General features: G+C 71.3%; 18 protein-coding genes. 9 read left to right on the top strand and 9 right to left on the bottom strand.

Annotation, left to right across the window (positions count from 1 at the left end; all coding sequences use genetic code 11):
• Positions 1-50: 50 nt before the first annotated feature.
• Positions 51-1,646, bottom strand: coding sequence for a glycosyltransferase family 39 protein (locus EAS64_RS03675; protein ID WP_187365667.1), 1,596 nt, complete (start codon positions 1,644-1,646; stop codon positions 51-53).
• Positions 1,647-1,760: 114 nt separating this feature from the next.
• Between EAS64_RS03675 and EAS64_RS03670 the strand changes: the two genes are divergently transcribed.
• Positions 1,761-2,867 carry an NAD-dependent epimerase/dehydratase family protein gene (locus EAS64_RS03670; RefSeq protein ID WP_145851276.1) on the top strand — a complete coding sequence of 369 codons (1,107 nt, stop codon included), beginning with the start codon at positions 1,761-1,763 and terminating at the stop codon, positions 2,865-2,867.
• Between the two features lie 11 nt (positions 2,868-2,878).
• On the opposite strand, the gene EAS64_RS03665 is transcribed toward EAS64_RS03670, so the two are convergent.
• Together EAS64_RS03665 and EAS64_RS03660 are read right to left on the bottom strand one after the other, a co-directional pair.
• Complete coding sequence (locus tag EAS64_RS03665) at positions 2,879-3,997, bottom strand: sensor histidine kinase (RefSeq protein WP_145851275.1); 1,119 nt, start codon at positions 3,995-3,997, stop codon at positions 2,879-2,881.
• Positions 3,994-4,701: a response regulator transcription factor gene (locus EAS64_RS03660; protein WP_222848956.1), complete on the bottom strand. Its 708-nt coding sequence runs from the start codon at positions 4,699-4,701 to the stop codon at positions 3,994-3,996. The genes EAS64_RS03665 and EAS64_RS03660 overlap by 4 nt, the downstream gene beginning before the upstream one ends.
• A gap of 204 nt (positions 4,702-4,905) precedes the next feature.
• Between EAS64_RS03660 and EAS64_RS03655 the strand changes: the two genes are divergently transcribed.
• From EAS64_RS03655 to EAS64_RS03645, 3 genes are read left to right on the top strand one after another with little or no spacing between them, the layout of a single operon-like run.
• Positions 4,906-5,556: a glycosyltransferase family 2 protein gene (locus tag EAS64_RS03655; protein ID WP_145851274.1), complete on the top strand. Its 651-nt coding sequence runs from the start codon at positions 4,906-4,908 to the stop codon at positions 5,554-5,556.
• A complete protein-coding gene (locus EAS64_RS03650; RefSeq protein WP_145851273.1) occupies positions 5,553-6,221 on the top strand; it encodes a TIGR04282 family arsenosugar biosynthesis glycosyltransferase in 669 nt (222 codons plus the stop codon). Before EAS64_RS03655 ends, EAS64_RS03650 begins: the two co-directional genes overlap by 4 nt.
• Positions 6,218-7,015 carry a class I SAM-dependent methyltransferase gene (locus EAS64_RS03645; RefSeq protein WP_145851272.1) on the top strand — a complete coding sequence of 266 codons (798 nt, stop codon included), beginning with the start codon at positions 6,218-6,220 and terminating at the stop codon, positions 7,013-7,015. Before EAS64_RS03650 ends, EAS64_RS03645 begins: the two co-directional genes overlap by 4 nt.
• On the opposite strand, the gene EAS64_RS43265 is transcribed toward EAS64_RS03645, so the two are convergent.
• Positions 7,005-7,229 (bottom strand): hypothetical protein, encoded by a 225-nt coding sequence (locus EAS64_RS43265; RefSeq protein WP_187365794.1) that lies wholly within the window; start codon positions 7,227-7,229, stop codon positions 7,005-7,007. The two genes, EAS64_RS03645 and EAS64_RS43265, sit on opposite strands and share 11 nt — an antisense overlap.
• Between EAS64_RS43265 and EAS64_RS03640 the strand changes: the two genes are divergently transcribed.
• The gene (locus EAS64_RS03640) at positions 7,222-7,848 is read left to right on the top strand and encodes a maleylpyruvate isomerase family mycothiol-dependent enzyme (protein WP_222848955.1); all 627 of its coding nucleotides are present in this window, start codon (positions 7,222-7,224) and stop codon (positions 7,846-7,848) included. The two genes, EAS64_RS43265 and EAS64_RS03640, sit on opposite strands and share 8 nt — an antisense overlap.
• Positions 7,849-8,104: 256 nt before the next feature.
• Here EAS64_RS03640 and EAS64_RS03635 read toward each other — a convergent pair whose 3' ends face one another.
• Both EAS64_RS03635 and EAS64_RS03630 read right to left on the bottom strand, forming a co-directional pair.
• Positions 8,105-8,821: a flavodoxin family protein gene (locus tag EAS64_RS03635; protein ID WP_145851271.1), complete on the bottom strand. Its 717-nt coding sequence runs from the start codon at positions 8,819-8,821 to the stop codon at positions 8,105-8,107.
• Between the two features lie 92 nt (positions 8,822-8,913).
• Positions 8,914-9,906: an RNA polymerase subunit sigma-70 gene (locus EAS64_RS03630; RefSeq protein WP_222848954.1), complete on the bottom strand. Its 993-nt coding sequence runs from the start codon at positions 9,904-9,906 to the stop codon at positions 8,914-8,916.
• 115 nt (positions 9,907-10,021) lie between these two features.
• Between EAS64_RS03630 and EAS64_RS03625 the strand changes: the two genes are divergently transcribed.
• The gene (locus EAS64_RS03625) at positions 10,022-10,384 is read left to right on the top strand and encodes a VOC family protein (protein ID WP_145851269.1); all 363 of its coding nucleotides are present in this window, start codon (positions 10,022-10,024) and stop codon (positions 10,382-10,384) included.
• Between the two features lie 88 nt (positions 10,385-10,472).
• Entirely contained in the window at positions 10,473-10,826 is a 354-nt protein-coding gene (locus EAS64_RS03620; RefSeq protein WP_145851268.1) for a TfoX/Sxy family protein, read from the top strand.
• A gap of 271 nt (positions 10,827-11,097) precedes the next feature.
• On the opposite strand, the gene EAS64_RS03615 is transcribed toward EAS64_RS03620, so the two are convergent.
• The gene (locus tag EAS64_RS03615) at positions 11,098-11,703 is read right to left on the bottom strand and encodes a TetR/AcrR family transcriptional regulator (RefSeq protein ID WP_145851267.1); all 606 of its coding nucleotides are present in this window, start codon (positions 11,701-11,703) and stop codon (positions 11,098-11,100) included.
• A 27-nt stretch (positions 11,704-11,730) separates the two neighbouring features.
• On the opposite strand from EAS64_RS03615, the gene EAS64_RS03610 reads away from it, so the two are divergent.
• On the top strand, positions 11,731-12,768 hold the full coding sequence (locus tag EAS64_RS03610) for an ATP-binding cassette domain-containing protein (RefSeq protein WP_246115506.1): 1,038 nt from the start codon (positions 11,731-11,733) through the stop codon (positions 12,766-12,768).
• The gene (locus tag EAS64_RS03605) at positions 12,765-13,553 is read left to right on the top strand and encodes an ABC transporter permease (protein ID WP_145851266.1); all 789 of its coding nucleotides are present in this window, start codon (positions 12,765-12,767) and stop codon (positions 13,551-13,553) included. The genes EAS64_RS03610 and EAS64_RS03605 overlap by 4 nt, the downstream gene beginning before the upstream one ends.
• A 493-nt stretch (positions 13,554-14,046) precedes the next feature.
• Here the strand turns inward: EAS64_RS03605 and EAS64_RS03600 are convergent, their stop codons facing one another.
• Together EAS64_RS03600 and EAS64_RS03595 are read right to left on the bottom strand one after the other, a co-directional pair.
• Positions 14,047-14,439, bottom strand: a complete 393-nt coding sequence (locus tag EAS64_RS03600; protein ID WP_145851265.1) for a VOC family protein — start codon at positions 14,437-14,439, stop codon at positions 14,047-14,049.
• A gap of 2 nt (positions 14,440-14,441) precedes the next feature.
• The gene (locus EAS64_RS03595) at positions 14,442-14,786 is read right to left on the bottom strand and encodes a YciI family protein (RefSeq protein ID WP_145851264.1); all 345 of its coding nucleotides are present in this window, start codon (positions 14,784-14,786) and stop codon (positions 14,442-14,444) included.
• Positions 14,787-14,801: the final 15 nt, after the last annotated feature.

Genomic DNA, 14,801 nt, shown 5'->3' with positions numbered 1-14,801 from the left:
CGAGAACGGCCAGCGCAACGGCCAGGGAAGAGCGGGCCTACGCCATCTCACTACGGAGCCTCCTTACCGGATCCGTCGAGGATCTTTACAGTGGCCGGGCAGGAGCCCCGCCCCTTGGGCAGCCATACCGAGAATGGGCGGGACGTGATGACGCCCGCGAGCGGACGGAACTCGGCGGCCGGGACGCCGGCGAGCAGCGGCTGCGGGCACTCGCGGTAGTACAGGGACAGCCAGGGCTCGTACCCCTGCGGCGGGGTCTGGCTGTCGAGGATGATCGCGCTGTACTGGTAGGTGGCGATCGCGTGCTCGGCGCTGCGCGTGAAACCCGTGATCGCGCTCAGTCCCGACCCCCGCAGTACGTCGTACGCCGCGTCCTCGTGCGCGGCGGCCGGGGCCATCCCCGCCAGCAGGCTCAGTCCTGGGTCACCAGGAATCGCGACGGTACCGCCGAGTGCGCGCAGGCCTGCCGTGAACCGCTCGCCGGCCGCGCGGTCAGCACCGGTGGGGATCGCCTGGGCAGGATGAAAGCCGCTCAGCAGCCACGCCGACTGGGCGAGTACCAGCAGGCCGGACACCGCGGCCACCCACCAGGTCCGCTGGTCACCCATCGCCAAGCCCGCGAGCAGCGCCGCGGCGAGGTACGCGGGCAGCAGGTCGTTGACGTCCCCGCCGCTGTGCACCAAGGTGGCATAGCTCCCGATCGCCAGTGCGCCGCACCCGGCGAGCAGCACGAGCGGCGCCCGGCGCGCGCCGATCAGGGCAGCGCATGCGGCAATGCCCATCGCGGCCAGGATGTGCGTCCAGAACCCGCCGAAGCCACTGTGGTTCAGCGGGTGCTGGCTCATCAGCTCGAAGACGTAGTAGACGTACCAGCCGCCGCTGGAGAGCCCGAGAACGAGCGTGCTGATGCCGAGGACCGTGACTGCGGTCAGCGCGGCGACGCCGGTAAGCCTGCGCCGCGGGCCGGCCGCCAGCGCGGCGAGCACCAGCACTCCCTCGGCGATCCCGGTCTGCTTGGTGAGAGCCGCGGCAGCCAGCAGCGCCCCGGCCGCGATGGCGCCACTGGTGCGGCGCATCCACCGGGCGGCGTACAGGCCGCCAATGCTGAGCGTCAGGAACAGCGAGTCGACCCGGCCGACGTCGAACCAGGTGTAGGTGGCGAAGTAGAGCGCGGCGAACACGCCGGCGGCGGCGGTCCCGGCCGCTGCGCTGCCCGTCTCGCGCTGGACCAGCCGGCCAAGCAGCGCGAAACAGGCAAGCGACGACAGCAGGGACACCAGCCGCAGCGGCAGGTAGGAGACGCCGAGCACGCTAGCCGCCGCGGCCGACATGGCAAAGTAGAGCGGCGGGTAGCCGTCCGGGACGTACCCGGCGGTTGGCGCCGGGTACAGCGGCTGGCCGCTCAGGATGCGGTGTACTTCGACGAGAGAGTTGCTCTCCAGCCATTCGACGGTGAACGGATAGGTGAGCCGGCTGAGCGCGATGACCAGGTAGGTAATGATCACCGCGAGGCCGGCCAGCGCCGCTGCCAGGCGTACCGCGTGCTGCACGCTCCAGTACCAGGGATGCCGAATATGCGGGACCGGGCCCGGTTCACTGGCGTCCCATGAATTCAGCTGAGTGGCCGGCCTACTGCGAATGCTCACGCCGTGTATTACACGCATACGCACCGTGACACAGCAATGAGTTGCCCCCTTACAAACTGATGAGAGCGGGCGGAACGGCGAGACCCGGGGCGTAACTGCGCATAGCTTCAGACCATGCGAGTACTGGTGACCGGCGGCGCCGGCTTTATCGGGTCCCATGTCGTCCGAGTGCTCGTGAACGCTGGTCACGAGGTGAGAGTGCTTGACGCACTGCTGTCGTGCGCCCACCCCGGCGGCGTCCCGCCGTTCTCCCCCGATCCCGGCTTCGAGTTTGTGCATGGTGACGTCCGGGACGCGCAGACGGTGGACGGGGTGCTGCACGGCGTAGGCGCGGTCTGCCATCTCGCGGCCATGGTCGGGCTAGGCGTCGACTTCGACGACGCCCCGCTCTACGCCGGATGCAACGACCTGGGGACCGCGGTCCTGCTGGCAGCGATGGCCCGCGCGGGGGTTGCCCGACTGGTGCTCGCCTCGTCGATGGTCGTCTACGGCGAGGGCGCCTACTCGTGCGCCGAGCACGGGCCCGCCGCGACGCCGCCGCCGCGCCACGCCTCCGACCTCGACGCGGGCAGGTTCGAGCCGCGCTGCAGTCGCTGCGGCAAGCCGCTGGCAGCGGGGCTGGTGCTGGAGGAAGCCGCGCTTGGGCCGCGCAATGTCTACGCCGACTCCAAGGTCGCCCAGGAGCACCTGGCCGGATCGTGGGCAAGGGCGACCGAGGGGCTGGCGGTGGCGCTGCGCTATCACAACGTGTACGGCCCTGGAATGCCCCGCGACACGCCGTACGCCGGGGTGGCATCGTTTTTCCGCTCTGCCCTGGCGGCCGGCCGCGCGCCGCGGGTTTTCGAGGACGGTGCGCAGCGACGGGACTTCGTGCACGTCCGCGACGTCGCCGCCGCCACCTTCGCCGCAGTCGAGGCGCTCGCAGTGCCCGGTGCCCAGTCCGTGCTGGCCGAGCCAGGCACGCTGCGCGCCTACAACGTTGGCAGCGGCACGCCGCGCACCGTGGGCGAGCTGGCTTCGGCACTGGCCGACGCCTATGGCGGCCCCGGCCCCGACATCACCGGGGAGTACCGGCTCGGCGACGTCCGGCACATCACCGCATCCAGCGAGAGGATCCAGCGAGAGCTTGGGTGGAGGGCGACGGTCCCGTTTGCCGAGGGAGTCGCGGAGTTCGCCGCGGCACCGGCCGGCCGGGCACTGGCCAGCCGGGCGACGGCCTGACGGCAGGCGATTCAGGAACAGGCGGGCAGCCTCATCTCGAAGCAGCAGCCTTCCCCGGCATTCACGACGCGCACGCTGCCTTGGTGAGCTTCCGCGACGCCGCGCACGATAGCGAGACCGAGGCCGGCACCGCTGTCGGGCGCGGGGCTGCGCGCGTCGGTGCCGCGCCAGGCCAGGTCGAATACGCGCGGAAGGTCAGCTTCCGGGATGCCGCCGCAGCCATCGGCGACCGCCAGCAGGGCGTCGCCGTTCTCATGTCGCGCCTCGACGTGCACGCAGCCGCCAGGCGGAGTGTGCCGGATTGCGTTGGCCAGCAGGTTGGTGAGCGCACGTGACAGCTCGCGCGGATCGGCGCGGACGGTCAGCTGGCCGGCCGCCCTGCCGTCCAGACTTACACCGCGTTCCAGCGCCAGTGCCTCCGTGCTCGCAAGCACGTCACTGACCAGGTCATCCAGCGCGATCTGTTCCGAGGACAGCTGCAAGGCGCCCGAATGGATGCGGGACAGCTCAAACAGGTCATCGACCATGGACGCCAGCCGCTCGGCCTCGGCCCGGATCTGCTTGTGATAACGAGGCGGATCTGCCGCCAGCCCGTCCTCCAGCGCCTCAGCCATCGCCCGCAGTCCGGCCAGCGGGGTGCGCAGGTCATGGGACACCCAGGCCACCAGCTGCCGCCGGGACTGCTCGAGCGCGCGCTCACGCGCACGGGACTTGGCAAGCTTCGCGCTGGTGTGCGTCAGCTCCTGGGACAGAGCCGTGAACTCCGCCGCCAGCGGCTGTGCCGGGGGCCGGAACTGGCCCGCCTCGTCGCCGAGCGACCGCGCGGCCTGACGCAGTGCCGCACTGCCCGACTCGACCTGCCGCCCGAGCAGCCAGCTGAAGCCGGACGCCACGATGCCTGCGATGATGCAGACCATCACCACGACACCGAAATCGTGCTGGGACAGGAACATCGCCTCGGCGGTCCCCAGCGTGGCGGCCACGATCGCGAGCACGGGCACGGCACCGCTGGCCTGGATGGACAGGCGGAGCGAGGCCCGGCGCAGCAGCCGGACGACGCCCATGCCCGCCAGGCCGACGGCGCTCGTGCAGCCCGCAGCAATCAGGACAATCTGGACCTGAGGGCTCATGAGGGGTTTGCCTCCCAGCGGTAGCCGACGCCCCAGACCGTCTGGAGCTGGACAGGCGAGCCGGGCTCCCGCTCGACCTTGTCTCGCAGCCGGCGGACGTACACGGTGATGGTCGACAAGTCGCCGAAGGACCAGCCCCATACCTGCTCAAGCAGCTCAGCGCGGGTGAACGCCCGGCCAGGATGGAAGACGAAGAAGGCGAGCAGGTCAAACTCGCGCACCGTCAGGTCCAGTTCCCGGCCGTCGCTGCGGGCGCGCCGTGCAGCCACGTCGACTTCCAGCCTCCCCGAGCGCACGGGCTGTGGCGTGACTTCAGCAGCGCTCGCCGCGCGGGCCCGGCGCAGCACGGCCTGCACACGCAGGGTAAGTTCCCGTGGGCTGAACGGCTTGGTCACGTAGTCATCGGCACCGCTCTCCAGCCCCAGCACGCGGTCGCTCTCCTCGCCGAGTGCGGTCAGCATGATCACCGGCAGCGACGCCCGCGCGTCCTCCTTCTCACGCAAGCGCCGGCACACCTCCAGACCGCCGACTCCCGGCAGCATCAGGTCGAGCACTACCAGATCCGGCAGCCATGTCTCGGCGATCTCCAAGGCTGTCCGCCCGTCCACCGCGTGCCGGGGCTCCAAGCCGGCGTGTCGCAGGTAGCCCACGACAACCTCCGCCACGGTCAAGTCATCTTCGACAACGAGAATGCGCGCGTCCACGACTTGAGTCTAAGAACATCTCACAGTCGTCGGGAACAGTCGGTCGCTCATTCTGTTATTACCGGGGATATTTTTCTTCAGATTGTCATAAATATCTCCACCGGCACATGATGAATCGCACGCGGCCTCCAAGAGCTTGAGTTCTCTGCTTTGTAAGGCTGAGCCCCCGAATGCCTGCCCGCTATTGGTAATACGGTCTCAACCATGATGGTGGACGTGATCTTGCCGTGCCTGAACGAGGCGCCGGCATTGCCCTGGATTCTCGACAGGATGCCCGCCGGCTTCCGGCCGATTGTCGTCGACAACTGCTCCACTGACGGATCCGGCGAAGTCGCGAGGTCACTCGGTGCGACGGTCGTCCCCGAGCCGGCCAGGGGCTTCGGGGCAGCCGCCCATGCCGGCTTGCTGGCGGCGACAACCGACCTCGTGTGCTTCTGCGACTGTGACGGGAGCCTCGACCCGCGGCAGTTCCCCCTCCTCACCCGTCCACTGCGCGCTGGCCGGGCCGATCTGGTCCTCGGCCGGCGCCGCACCCTGCAGCGAGACGCCTGGCCGGTGGCGGCGCGGCTGGCCAACTGGGAACTGGCACGGCGAGTCCGCCGCCGTACGGGCCTGGCGATCCGGGACCTGGGACCGATGCGCGCCGCTAGCCGCGAGGCGCTGCTCGGACTCAACCTCGCCGACCGGCGCTTCGGGTACCCGCTGGAGATGGTCATGAACGCGGCGGCCGCCGGCTGGCGGGTGTGCGAGGTAGACGTGAGCTACCTCCCGCGTATCGGAAAGTCCAAGGTGACGGGCACCCTGGGAGGCTGCGTGCGCACCGTGCGGGACATGAGCCAGATACTCGCCCGGTGACCAGCCAGGCACCGGAGTCCGCCACGACCCTGCTCGTCATCGCCAAGCAGCCCGTCCCGGGCCGGGTCAAGACCCGGCTGGTGCCGCCGTGTACGCACGAGCAGGCCGCCGCGCTAGCCGAGGCCGCGCTCGCCGACACACTGCACACCGTGCTGTCGGTGCCCGCCTGCCGGCGGGTCCTGGTGCTCGACGGCAGCCCAGGCCCATGGCTGCCCCCCGGTTTCGACATCCTGCCGCAGCGCGGCGGCCCTCTCGATGAACGCCTCGCCGACGCGTTCGCCGCTGCCGGCGGCCCGGCCTTGCTGATCGGCATGGACACGCCGCAGGTCACCCGCGGCCTGCTCACCGTGGACTGGAGTACCGCCGACGCCGTCTTCGGTCCGGCCGACGACGGCGGGTTCTGGGCGCTCGGCCTGCACGTGCCCGATCCCGCCCTGCTGCGCGGCGTCCCCATGTCGACCGCGGGCACCGGGGCCATCCAGCGGGGCCGGCTGCTCGCCGCCGGGCTGCGCATTGCCGACCTGCCGCGACTGCGGGACGTCGACACCGCAGCGGATGCCGTGGCGGTGGCTCGCCAGGTGCCGCGGAGCCGCTTCGCGGCGCGGGCACGAGAGCTCGCCGCGGTGCTCGGCGAGGGCGACAGCATCCTCCGGGAAACAGCATGATCACAGGAGCGATCGCCCTGTACGAAGAGGCGCTGCGCGAGCAGGCCCCGGCGCTGGTTCTGCGGACGGCTGACGGCCGCGCGCTGCCGCTGCAGATGTCCCGGTTCTGCGGGCCGCCCGACACCGCGGACGAGGAGCTGCTCAGGCACTGTCGCGGTCCCGTCCTTGACGTGGGCTGCGGGCCCGGGCGGCTGACTGTGGCGCTGGCAGAGCTGGGAATTCCAGCGCTGGGCGTGGACATCTCGCGGACCGCGGTGGCTCAGGTGCACCAGGCAGGGGCACCCGCCCTGCACCGCTCGGTATTCGACCGGCTGCCCGGACACGGCCGTTGGGCTACCGTACTGCTCGCGGACGGCAACATCGGCATCGGCGGCCTGCCCGCCCGCCTGCTGGAACGCTGCGCCCAGTTGCTGGCGCCGGACGGCCGGATTCTGATCGAAGCAGAGCCCGGCAACGTCGACGAACAGCTGACCGCCTGGCTAGAGCACCCCGACGGCCGACGTGGCCCGGTTTTCCCCTGGGCCCGCATGGGCACGGCTGCCTTGCTGCGCGCCGCCGCGGACGCCGGCCTGCATGTCATTGGGCAGTGGCGGCACGAGGACCGCGCGTTCGTCTGCGCAGCGATACAGCGGCGCCCCCTACCTGAGGGAGGTGGACTACCCGCAACGCATGAGCCCCGTCCGTTCGGGACAAAACACCAAAGTCCTCCCGAGGAGGCCGACGCCTGTGCGGCTGCCGGGGAAGTGCCCTCTCGGCCACCCGGGGCCTGCTGGCCACCAGGCCTTACCGCGTGAGGGTACCGCCCGTGGATAACGCGGGGCCGAGCTGGATGTCGAGCCATACGCGGTCCCGCAGGGGGATGCCGGCGACCTGGCTGCCGGGCGGGTAGCCGGATGACTCGGTGAAGGCGTCGCGCTCGATCGAGTGGATGCGGGAAGTTATCCGGAGCCAGGCCCGGGGCCCGCGCGTGGTCCAGCCGGCTCCGGCTAGCCTTCGTGGCGTGGACATCCGGCGCGTGGCGCGCGATGAGCGGGCCGACTTCGCGGCGTTCCTCGCGACGCTGCCGCCGCCGCAGTGGCAGGCGGCGACGCTGTGCGCGGGATGGCGCGTGCGGGACGTTGCCGCCCATGTCATCAGCTACGACGAACTCGGCCTGCGGGAACTGCTGGGCTACGCCGCCCGGGGCCGGTTCTGGTCCAGCCGGATCAACGCAATCGCCCTGGCCAGGTTCCAGGCACTGACCCCGGAGGAACTGCTGGCGCTGCTGATGGCCCGCCTGGAGCCGCGCGGGCTCCCCGCGGCACTGGGCTGCCGGGTTGCGCTGGTCGAGTGCGTCATCCACCACCAGGATGTCCGGCGCGCGCTCGGCCAGCCCAGGACCGTCCCGCCCGAGCGGCTGGTGACCGCGCTGCGCTGGGCCATGATCGGCCCGGATATCGGCGGGCTGTGGCGCACCCGCGGGGTACGGGTGGTCGCCACCGACGTCGGCTTCGCCGCCGGAGCAGGGCCGGTAGTCCACGGCCCGGCCGAGGCGCTGCTGATGACTATCGCCGGCCGGCGCGGCGTGGCCCGCGAGCTTTCCGGCCCAGGCCAGCAAAAGCTCGCCAGCCGCGTCGACCTCGGCTAGGCCGGGCAGCGGGCCAGTTCGAGAGGGCCGGCGGGCGCCGGGCGCACGGGCTTCGGGGCGCGGCAAGAACCCGCGGTCACGGTAAGGCGGTGACGTTCGGCGCCCCTTACTTGCAAGCGGCCCTATCGGGCACCCGCGCAGCACTACACCGCGAATCCGTGAGGCGGGGCCGGGCCGGGGGACGAGCGCGGTGTCCTCACTCGGCCCGGGCGCTTGGGTGTCATCCTGGTGCGGCTGGCGGTCGCCGGCGGGCGGGTTAGCGGTAGTCGGGGTTGTCGAAGTCGTAGCGGCAGCCGGCGTCCCAGCCGGAGCGCTGGTTGCCGTGGGCGGGTATGCCGCCGGCGTCCTTGAGCAGCCGGGCCAGGTGCAGCAGGTTCCAGGTCATGAACGTGGTGTTGCGGTTGGTGAAGTCGTTGTCCGGGCCGCCGGAGCCGGGGTCGAGGTAGGACGGCCCGGGCCCGGCCTCGCCGATCCACCCGGCGTCGGCCTGCGGCGGTATGGTGTACCCGAGGTGCTGCAGGCTGTAAAGGACGTTCATCGCGCAGTGCTTGATGCCGTCCTCGTTGCCGGTGATCAGGCAGCCGGCGACGCGGCCGTAGTAGGCGTACTGGCCGGCTTCGTTGAGCAGGTGCGAGCAGCCGTAAAGCCGCTCGATGACCCGCTTGGTGACCGAGCTGTTGTCGCCGAGCCAGATCGGGCCGGCGATCACCAGGATGTCGGCGGCCAGGACCTTCGGGTACAGCTGGGGCCAGGCGTCGCTGGCGGCGCCGTGCTCGGTCATGTCCGGCCACACCCCGGTCGCGATGTCGTGGTCGACGGCGCGGATCGTCTCGGTGCGCACGCCCTGCCTGGCCATGATCGCGGCGCTGCGGTCGATTAGCCCCTGGGTGTGGCTGAGCTCAGGCGACGGCTTCAGCGTGCAGTTGAAGAACAGCGCGGTCAGGTCGTCATACCGCGGGTCCGTGCTCGTCATCTTGGTCCCCTCCCGGGACGGGACTCTTCGTCCCGTCCTATCGTCCCCGGATGCCAGCGGGAGGTTACAAGATCATTCCCGCCCTGGCTGTGTCAGTCGCGTGTGCGGGGCAGGCCGAACCTCTCGAACAGGTCAGGACTGGGGAAGCCGGTAATGGTGGTGATGCCGTCATCGGCGAATGTGAAGACCATGATCCCGTACCCGTGGCAGCGGGCCGACTGGTCCGGCAGGTAGGCGGCCAGCGCCGGGTGGCCGTTGGCGGCGGTGGCGACCAGGCGGATCGTGTCCAGGCGGCCGCCGGCCGGGACGGTGGCGAAGAAGCGGGTGACCTCGGTGCGTCCGGAGATCGTGGCCAGCTCGGGCGGCATGGACAGGACCACGTCCTCGCGCAGCAGCGCAGCCAGGGCCTCGATGTCGCAGCGCTGCCACGCGTCGGTGAACCGGTCCAGGACCTGCCGCTGGCGGGCATCCAGCCGCGGGCGGGCGGTGACGCTGTCCGCGGGCCGTGTGCCGGACAGGGTGACCCGGGCGCGCTGCAGGGCGCTGTTAACGGCGGGGACGCTGATCTCCAGCAGGGCGGCCACCTCGGCGGCGTTCCAGGCCAGCACGTCGCGCAGGATGAGGGCGGCGCGCTGCCTGGCGGGCAGCCGCTGCAGCGCGGTGATGAACGCCAGCGCGACGCTCTCGCGCCGTTCGGCGATCGCGGCGGGGTCGGCACCGGGGCCGGTGAGCTGGTCCAGGAGGCGGTCGGGGTAGGGCTGCAGGTGGCCGATCTCCCCGGCCGGGACCGGACGGCGGCTTTTGGCGCGGATGACCTTCAGGCTGCTGGTAGTGGTGATCCGGTACAGCCAGTGGCTCAGCGGCGCCTGGCCCTGATAGGTACCCAGCGCCCGCCAGGCACTGAGCAGCGCGTCCTGGACGGCCTCGTCCGCGTCGTCCAGGGAGCCCAGCATCCGGTACGCGTGCACGTGCAGGGCGCGCAGGTGCGGGCCGGTCAGGAGCTTGAATGCCTCGCCGTCGCCTGCCCGGGCAGCGGCGAGCAGGTCCGCGGCAACCGGGCTGTCCTCGGTCTGGAACGTGCTCACCGGCTCAGGGTAGCGCCGGGTCATGACAGGCCGATTAGTTCCGGGCGCGGCCGGGATCAGACATGGCGGCCGAGGTACATCCAGGCCGTCGGCGAACCGATGGAAGGGACATGAGATGCCAGGACAGTTCATGTGGTTCGACCTGAGCGCTGCCGACGCCGGCCAGGCGCGCGAGTTCTACAGCGCCATGTTCGGCTGGGCGGTCGCCCCGGCCGAGAGCGCCGGGCCGTACCATGCGTGGATCACCGACGGGCAGCAGCCATGGGCAGGCATCACGCAGGCAACCACGGCAGACGGCGCCGGCTGGCTGCCCTACGTGCTGGTGGAGGACCTGGACGAGGCGGCCAAGCGGGCGGTATCGCTGGGCGCTACCGTGATCGCCGGCCCGGCGGACGGGCCGGCCGGCGCGTCGGTGACGATAGCCGACCCGGGCGGGGCCCGCCTCGCATTGTTCAAGCCGCACGCCGGCCAAGGCTGACGGCGCCTCCCGGCGGCCGGAAACCGTCCTGGACGCGACCCGGCCGCCGGCCGGCCCGTTCATAAAAGAAGGAACCTGGAGGGTAGCCGTGGCTTACGACGAGGACCTGGCCGACCGGGTCAGGGCAGTGCTCCCGCCCAGCGCGGCGGTGACCGAGCGGCAGATGTTCGGCGGCCTGGCGTTCCTGCTCGGCGGCCACATGTTCTGCGGCATCGTCAAAGACGCCCTCATGGTCCGCCTCGGCCCCGAGGGCGCAAGCCGGGCCCTGGGACAGCCGCACGTCCGGCCGATGGACTTCACCGGCCGGCCCATGAAGGGCATGATCTTCGTCGACCCCGAGGGCCTGCGCGGTGACGCGCTGCGCCAGTGGGTCGACGCCGCCGCCGGCTACGCCGGCGACCTGCCGCCCAAGCCGGCCGCGCCCGCCCGCAAGCGCCGGTGACGCCGAGAGTCGCCACCCTCCGTTCGGGAAGGGACAGCAGATCCATCCGGAACGAAAGCGGGTGACTGCCTCGCCAGCCGACCCCGCTGACGGCCCTGATGTGCCCTGCCGGCAGGAGCATGCGCTGCGGCTAGCGCGCCCGCACTGCTGGTCGGCGCAGCCGGAGACGACCAGGGGATCAGCCCGCAGCCGCGTGCCGACGTCACAAGCGGGCGCGGCTGTCCTCTTCTGCGTTACTGCCGGCCCATGGCGCGCTGGAGCCGGTCCCCGCTCAGGAAGGTCGCGGGGCAAGCAGGGCGCGGAGCGCGCTAAGGGCGGCGGGCACGTCGAGGCCGGGGTCGAGCCGCGCATGCAGCAGCAGCCCGTCGCCGACCGCGCCGAGCAGGGTGGCGATCGCGTCGGCCGGGGCGCCGTCGAAGACGGCGCCGCGCTGCTGCTCGGCACGGACCGCGGCGATCATCAGCTCGCGGTACCGGGCGAGCATCGCGCCCATCCGCTCCCGCAGTGCCGGGTCGCGCTCGGCCTCGCCCATCGCCTCGAACATCAGCCGGGACAGCACCGGGTCGATCGCGTCTGGGTCGGCCACCTCGGCTGCGATAAACCCGATCAGGTCCTCCACGCCGGCCAGCGCCGCGAACTCGTCCTCCGGGACGGCCCGCGCGAACGCGAACATCGCCGCCTCGGTCAGCAGTTCCTGCTTGCCGCGGAAGTGGTAGCTGACCGCGCCGTGCGGCAGGCCCGCGCGCTCGGCGACCGCCCGGGTAGTCACCCGCCCCCAGCCGAGTTCGGCGATCAGCTCCGCGGCCGCCGCCATCAGCTTCTCCCGGGTCGGCGCGGACGCAGCTGTCCGCCCGGCCTGTCCATCTGAATTGTCCATATGGCCCAATCGTATTAGCCTGATCGCGTGAACTCTAGAACACCCAAAATTACCGGCGACCTCGCCATCGAGACGGACGGCCTGGTCAAGACCTTCGGCGCGACCCGCGCAGTCGACGGCGTGAGCCTCACCGTTCCTCGCGGCTGCGTCTACGGCGTCCTCGGCCCCAACGGGGCCGGCAAGACGACCACGATCCGCATCCTTGCCACGCTGCTGCGCCCCGACGGCGGCAGCGCCCGCGTGCTGGGCCGCGACGTCGTCCGCGAGGCCGCCGCCGTGCGCAGGCTGGTCAGCCTCACCGGGCAGTTCGCGTCCGTCGACGCCGACCTGACCGCCGAGGAGAACCTGGTCCTGCTCGGCCGCCTGCTCGGCTACTCCCGGCGCCGGGCCAGGCGGCGGGCAGGCGAGCTCCTGGCGGCGTTCGACCTGACCGGCGCCGCGCGGCACCAGGCCAGCCGGCTGTCGGGAGGCATGCGCCGCAAGCTGGACCTCGCCGCCAGCATCATCGTCGCTCCCGACCTGTTGTTCCTCGACGAGCCGACCATCGGCCTTGACCCGCGCAGCCGCAGCGCGCTGTGGGAGATCGTCCGCGGCATCGTGGCGGACGGGACGACGGTGCTGCTCACCACGCAGTACCTCGACGAGGCCGACAAGCTCGCCGACCGGATCGGGGTTATCGACCACGGCCGGGTGATCGCCGCGGGCACCCGCGGCGAGCTGAAAGCCTCCGTGGGCAGCGCGGGCATCCGGATCCGGCTGCTCGACCCGGCCCAGCGGGACCGCGCCCGCGACCTGATCGCCGACCACCAGATCACCGTCCGCGACGAGCCCGACCCGGCCGTCTTCTCCGCCCGGATCCCGGCCCAGCAGCGCGCCGAGGCCGCCGGCGAGCTCGCCGCGCACGCGCTCGGCCGGCTTGCCGGCGCCGGGATCGGGGTGAGCGACTTCGCGCTCGGCCAGCCCAGCCTCGACGAGGTCTTCCTCGCGCTCACGGGCACCCACGCCGCGCCGGCGCGGCCGGAACAGCCGCAGCCGGGACCGGCCGGAGCGGAGGCCGTCCGATGACCGCGATCTCATGGCACGAGCGTCCGGCCCCGGCCGGCCCGGCGGCGGCGTCGCTCGCGTTCGCGTGGCGGTCCCTGCTCAAGATCAAGCACGTACCGGAACAGCTGGGCGACGTCATCGGCATCCCGATACTGTTCACGCTGCTGTTCACCTACCTGTTCGGCGGCGCGCTGGCCGGTTCCACGCACGGCTACCTGCAGTTCCTGCTGCCCGGCACGCTCGCGCTTGCCGTCATGTTCGTCACCGTCTACAGCGGCGTCACCCTCAACGCCGACCTCGCCACCGGGGCATTCGACCGGTTCCGGTCCATGCCCATCTGGCGGCCCGCGCCGATCGTCGGCGCGCTGCTCGGAGACATCGGACGGTACCTGCTGGCCGCAGCGATCGTCATCGGGCTCGGCCTCGCGATGGGCTACCGGCCGGCCGGGGGCGCCGCCGGGGTCCTCGCCGCCACCGCGCTCGTCGTGGCGTTCGCCTCGGCCCTGTCGTGGGCCTGGATCACGCTGGGACTGGTCCTGCGCTCGCCGAACGCCGTGATGAGCATCGGCTTCGTCATCCTGTTCCCCGTCACCTTCATGAGCAGCATCTTCGTCGACCCCGCCACCATGCCTGGCTGGCTGCACGCCGTGAGCAACGCCAACCCGGTCAGCCACCTCGTCACCGCCACCCGGACACTGACGGCCGGCACCGCCACCACAGCGCAGGTGCTCTGGCCGGTGGCCGCGGCCGGGGTACTGATCGCGGCCTTCGCGCCGCTCGCCGCCCTGCTGTACCAGCGCAAGTGAAACCCAGCGGCATCGCCCCGCGCTCCGGTAAACGGCGATTCCCTCCGCGGACGGCCGCCTGCCATTCCGATGACCGCGAACTGTCTGACGTTCACGTGGCGACATCCGGCTGCCTCGCGGCCGGCTGCTGGGTCAGCGAAGACGGACAGCCCGTCGTGACGACGGACCAGCGGGAGCCTGAAGCAGGCCGGTGGCAGGGTTCGCCGCCGCGTGCATGCCGGCGTGGACATCGGGTACGCCGAGCGCGAATTGCGGTCTCGCGATCTCGCGAGGTATGCAGGCTCGTCCCCGCCACGGCCGTCCAGTGACGTTCATGAAGCGGACGGCGCCGACGCGGCGGCCGGCCTGGCGCTCGGCACGAGGCCGCGCGCAACGCAGGTCTTCGCCGACAGACTGACCTTTGCGGATTCCTGTCTTCGGTGCCTTCGTTGCCATGCGCAGCCCCATGCCGTAATGAGCGCCTGCCGCTGCCTCTGGGGCTATCTGGGATGCGCTAGCCGACTTCGATGAGGTGGCCGTCTGGATCGCGCATGTAGCAGCGCAGTTCCGGGCCGCGGTCGGATGGCGGTGTCAGGAACTGAGCCCCGCGGTTACGCCACTGCTGGTAGACGGCGTGGATGTCGGCGACGCGGATGTTGAGGAAGCTGCTGACGTGATCGAGGTCGTGCGGCGGCTCCAGCGTCACCGTCGGCTTGTCATCGGTGGGCGGCCCGCCTGCGTTGATGATGATCCAGCCGTTGGCGAGGGCGACGATCGACGGCTCCCCGTCCCGCAGCACCTCGCCGCCGAGCACCTCGGCGTAGAAGCGCTGCGACCGGCCGATGTCGGAGGCGACGATGAAGTGCGCGAGGACGATTCCCTCTGCGGGCGCCGGGAACTTGGCCATCGCTAGCGCTCCAGCATCGGGCGGACCTCGACGGTCCCGCCGAAGCGGGTGACCGGAATCCGGGCCGCGAACGCGGTCGCCGCGTCGAGGCCGGGCGCGTCGTAAACGTAGTAGCCGTCCAGCTCGTTTCCCGCCTCGACGGCGGGGCCGGCGGTCACCTGCGTCGTCCCGTCCTTCACGCCGACCGTCGCCGCCTCGCTCGCGGCCTGGAGCTGGTTGCCGTCGAGCACGCCCGGTGAGCGGCGGATCCCTTCGAATTCGGCGGTCATTTTCTTTTGCTCCTCGGCGGGGAGCGCGCCGATCACCTTGTCAGCGCCGTTGAAGCGGACCTGGAGCAGGAATTTCATCTGATCTCCTTATTT

It is taken from the genome of Trebonia kvetii, from assembly GCF_007827045.1.
In the GTDB taxonomy this organism is placed as follows: Bacteria; Actinomycetota; Actinomycetes; order Streptosporangiales; family Streptosporangiaceae; genus Trebonia; species Trebonia kvetii.
This window is presented reverse-complemented; position numbering and strand designations above follow the sequence as displayed.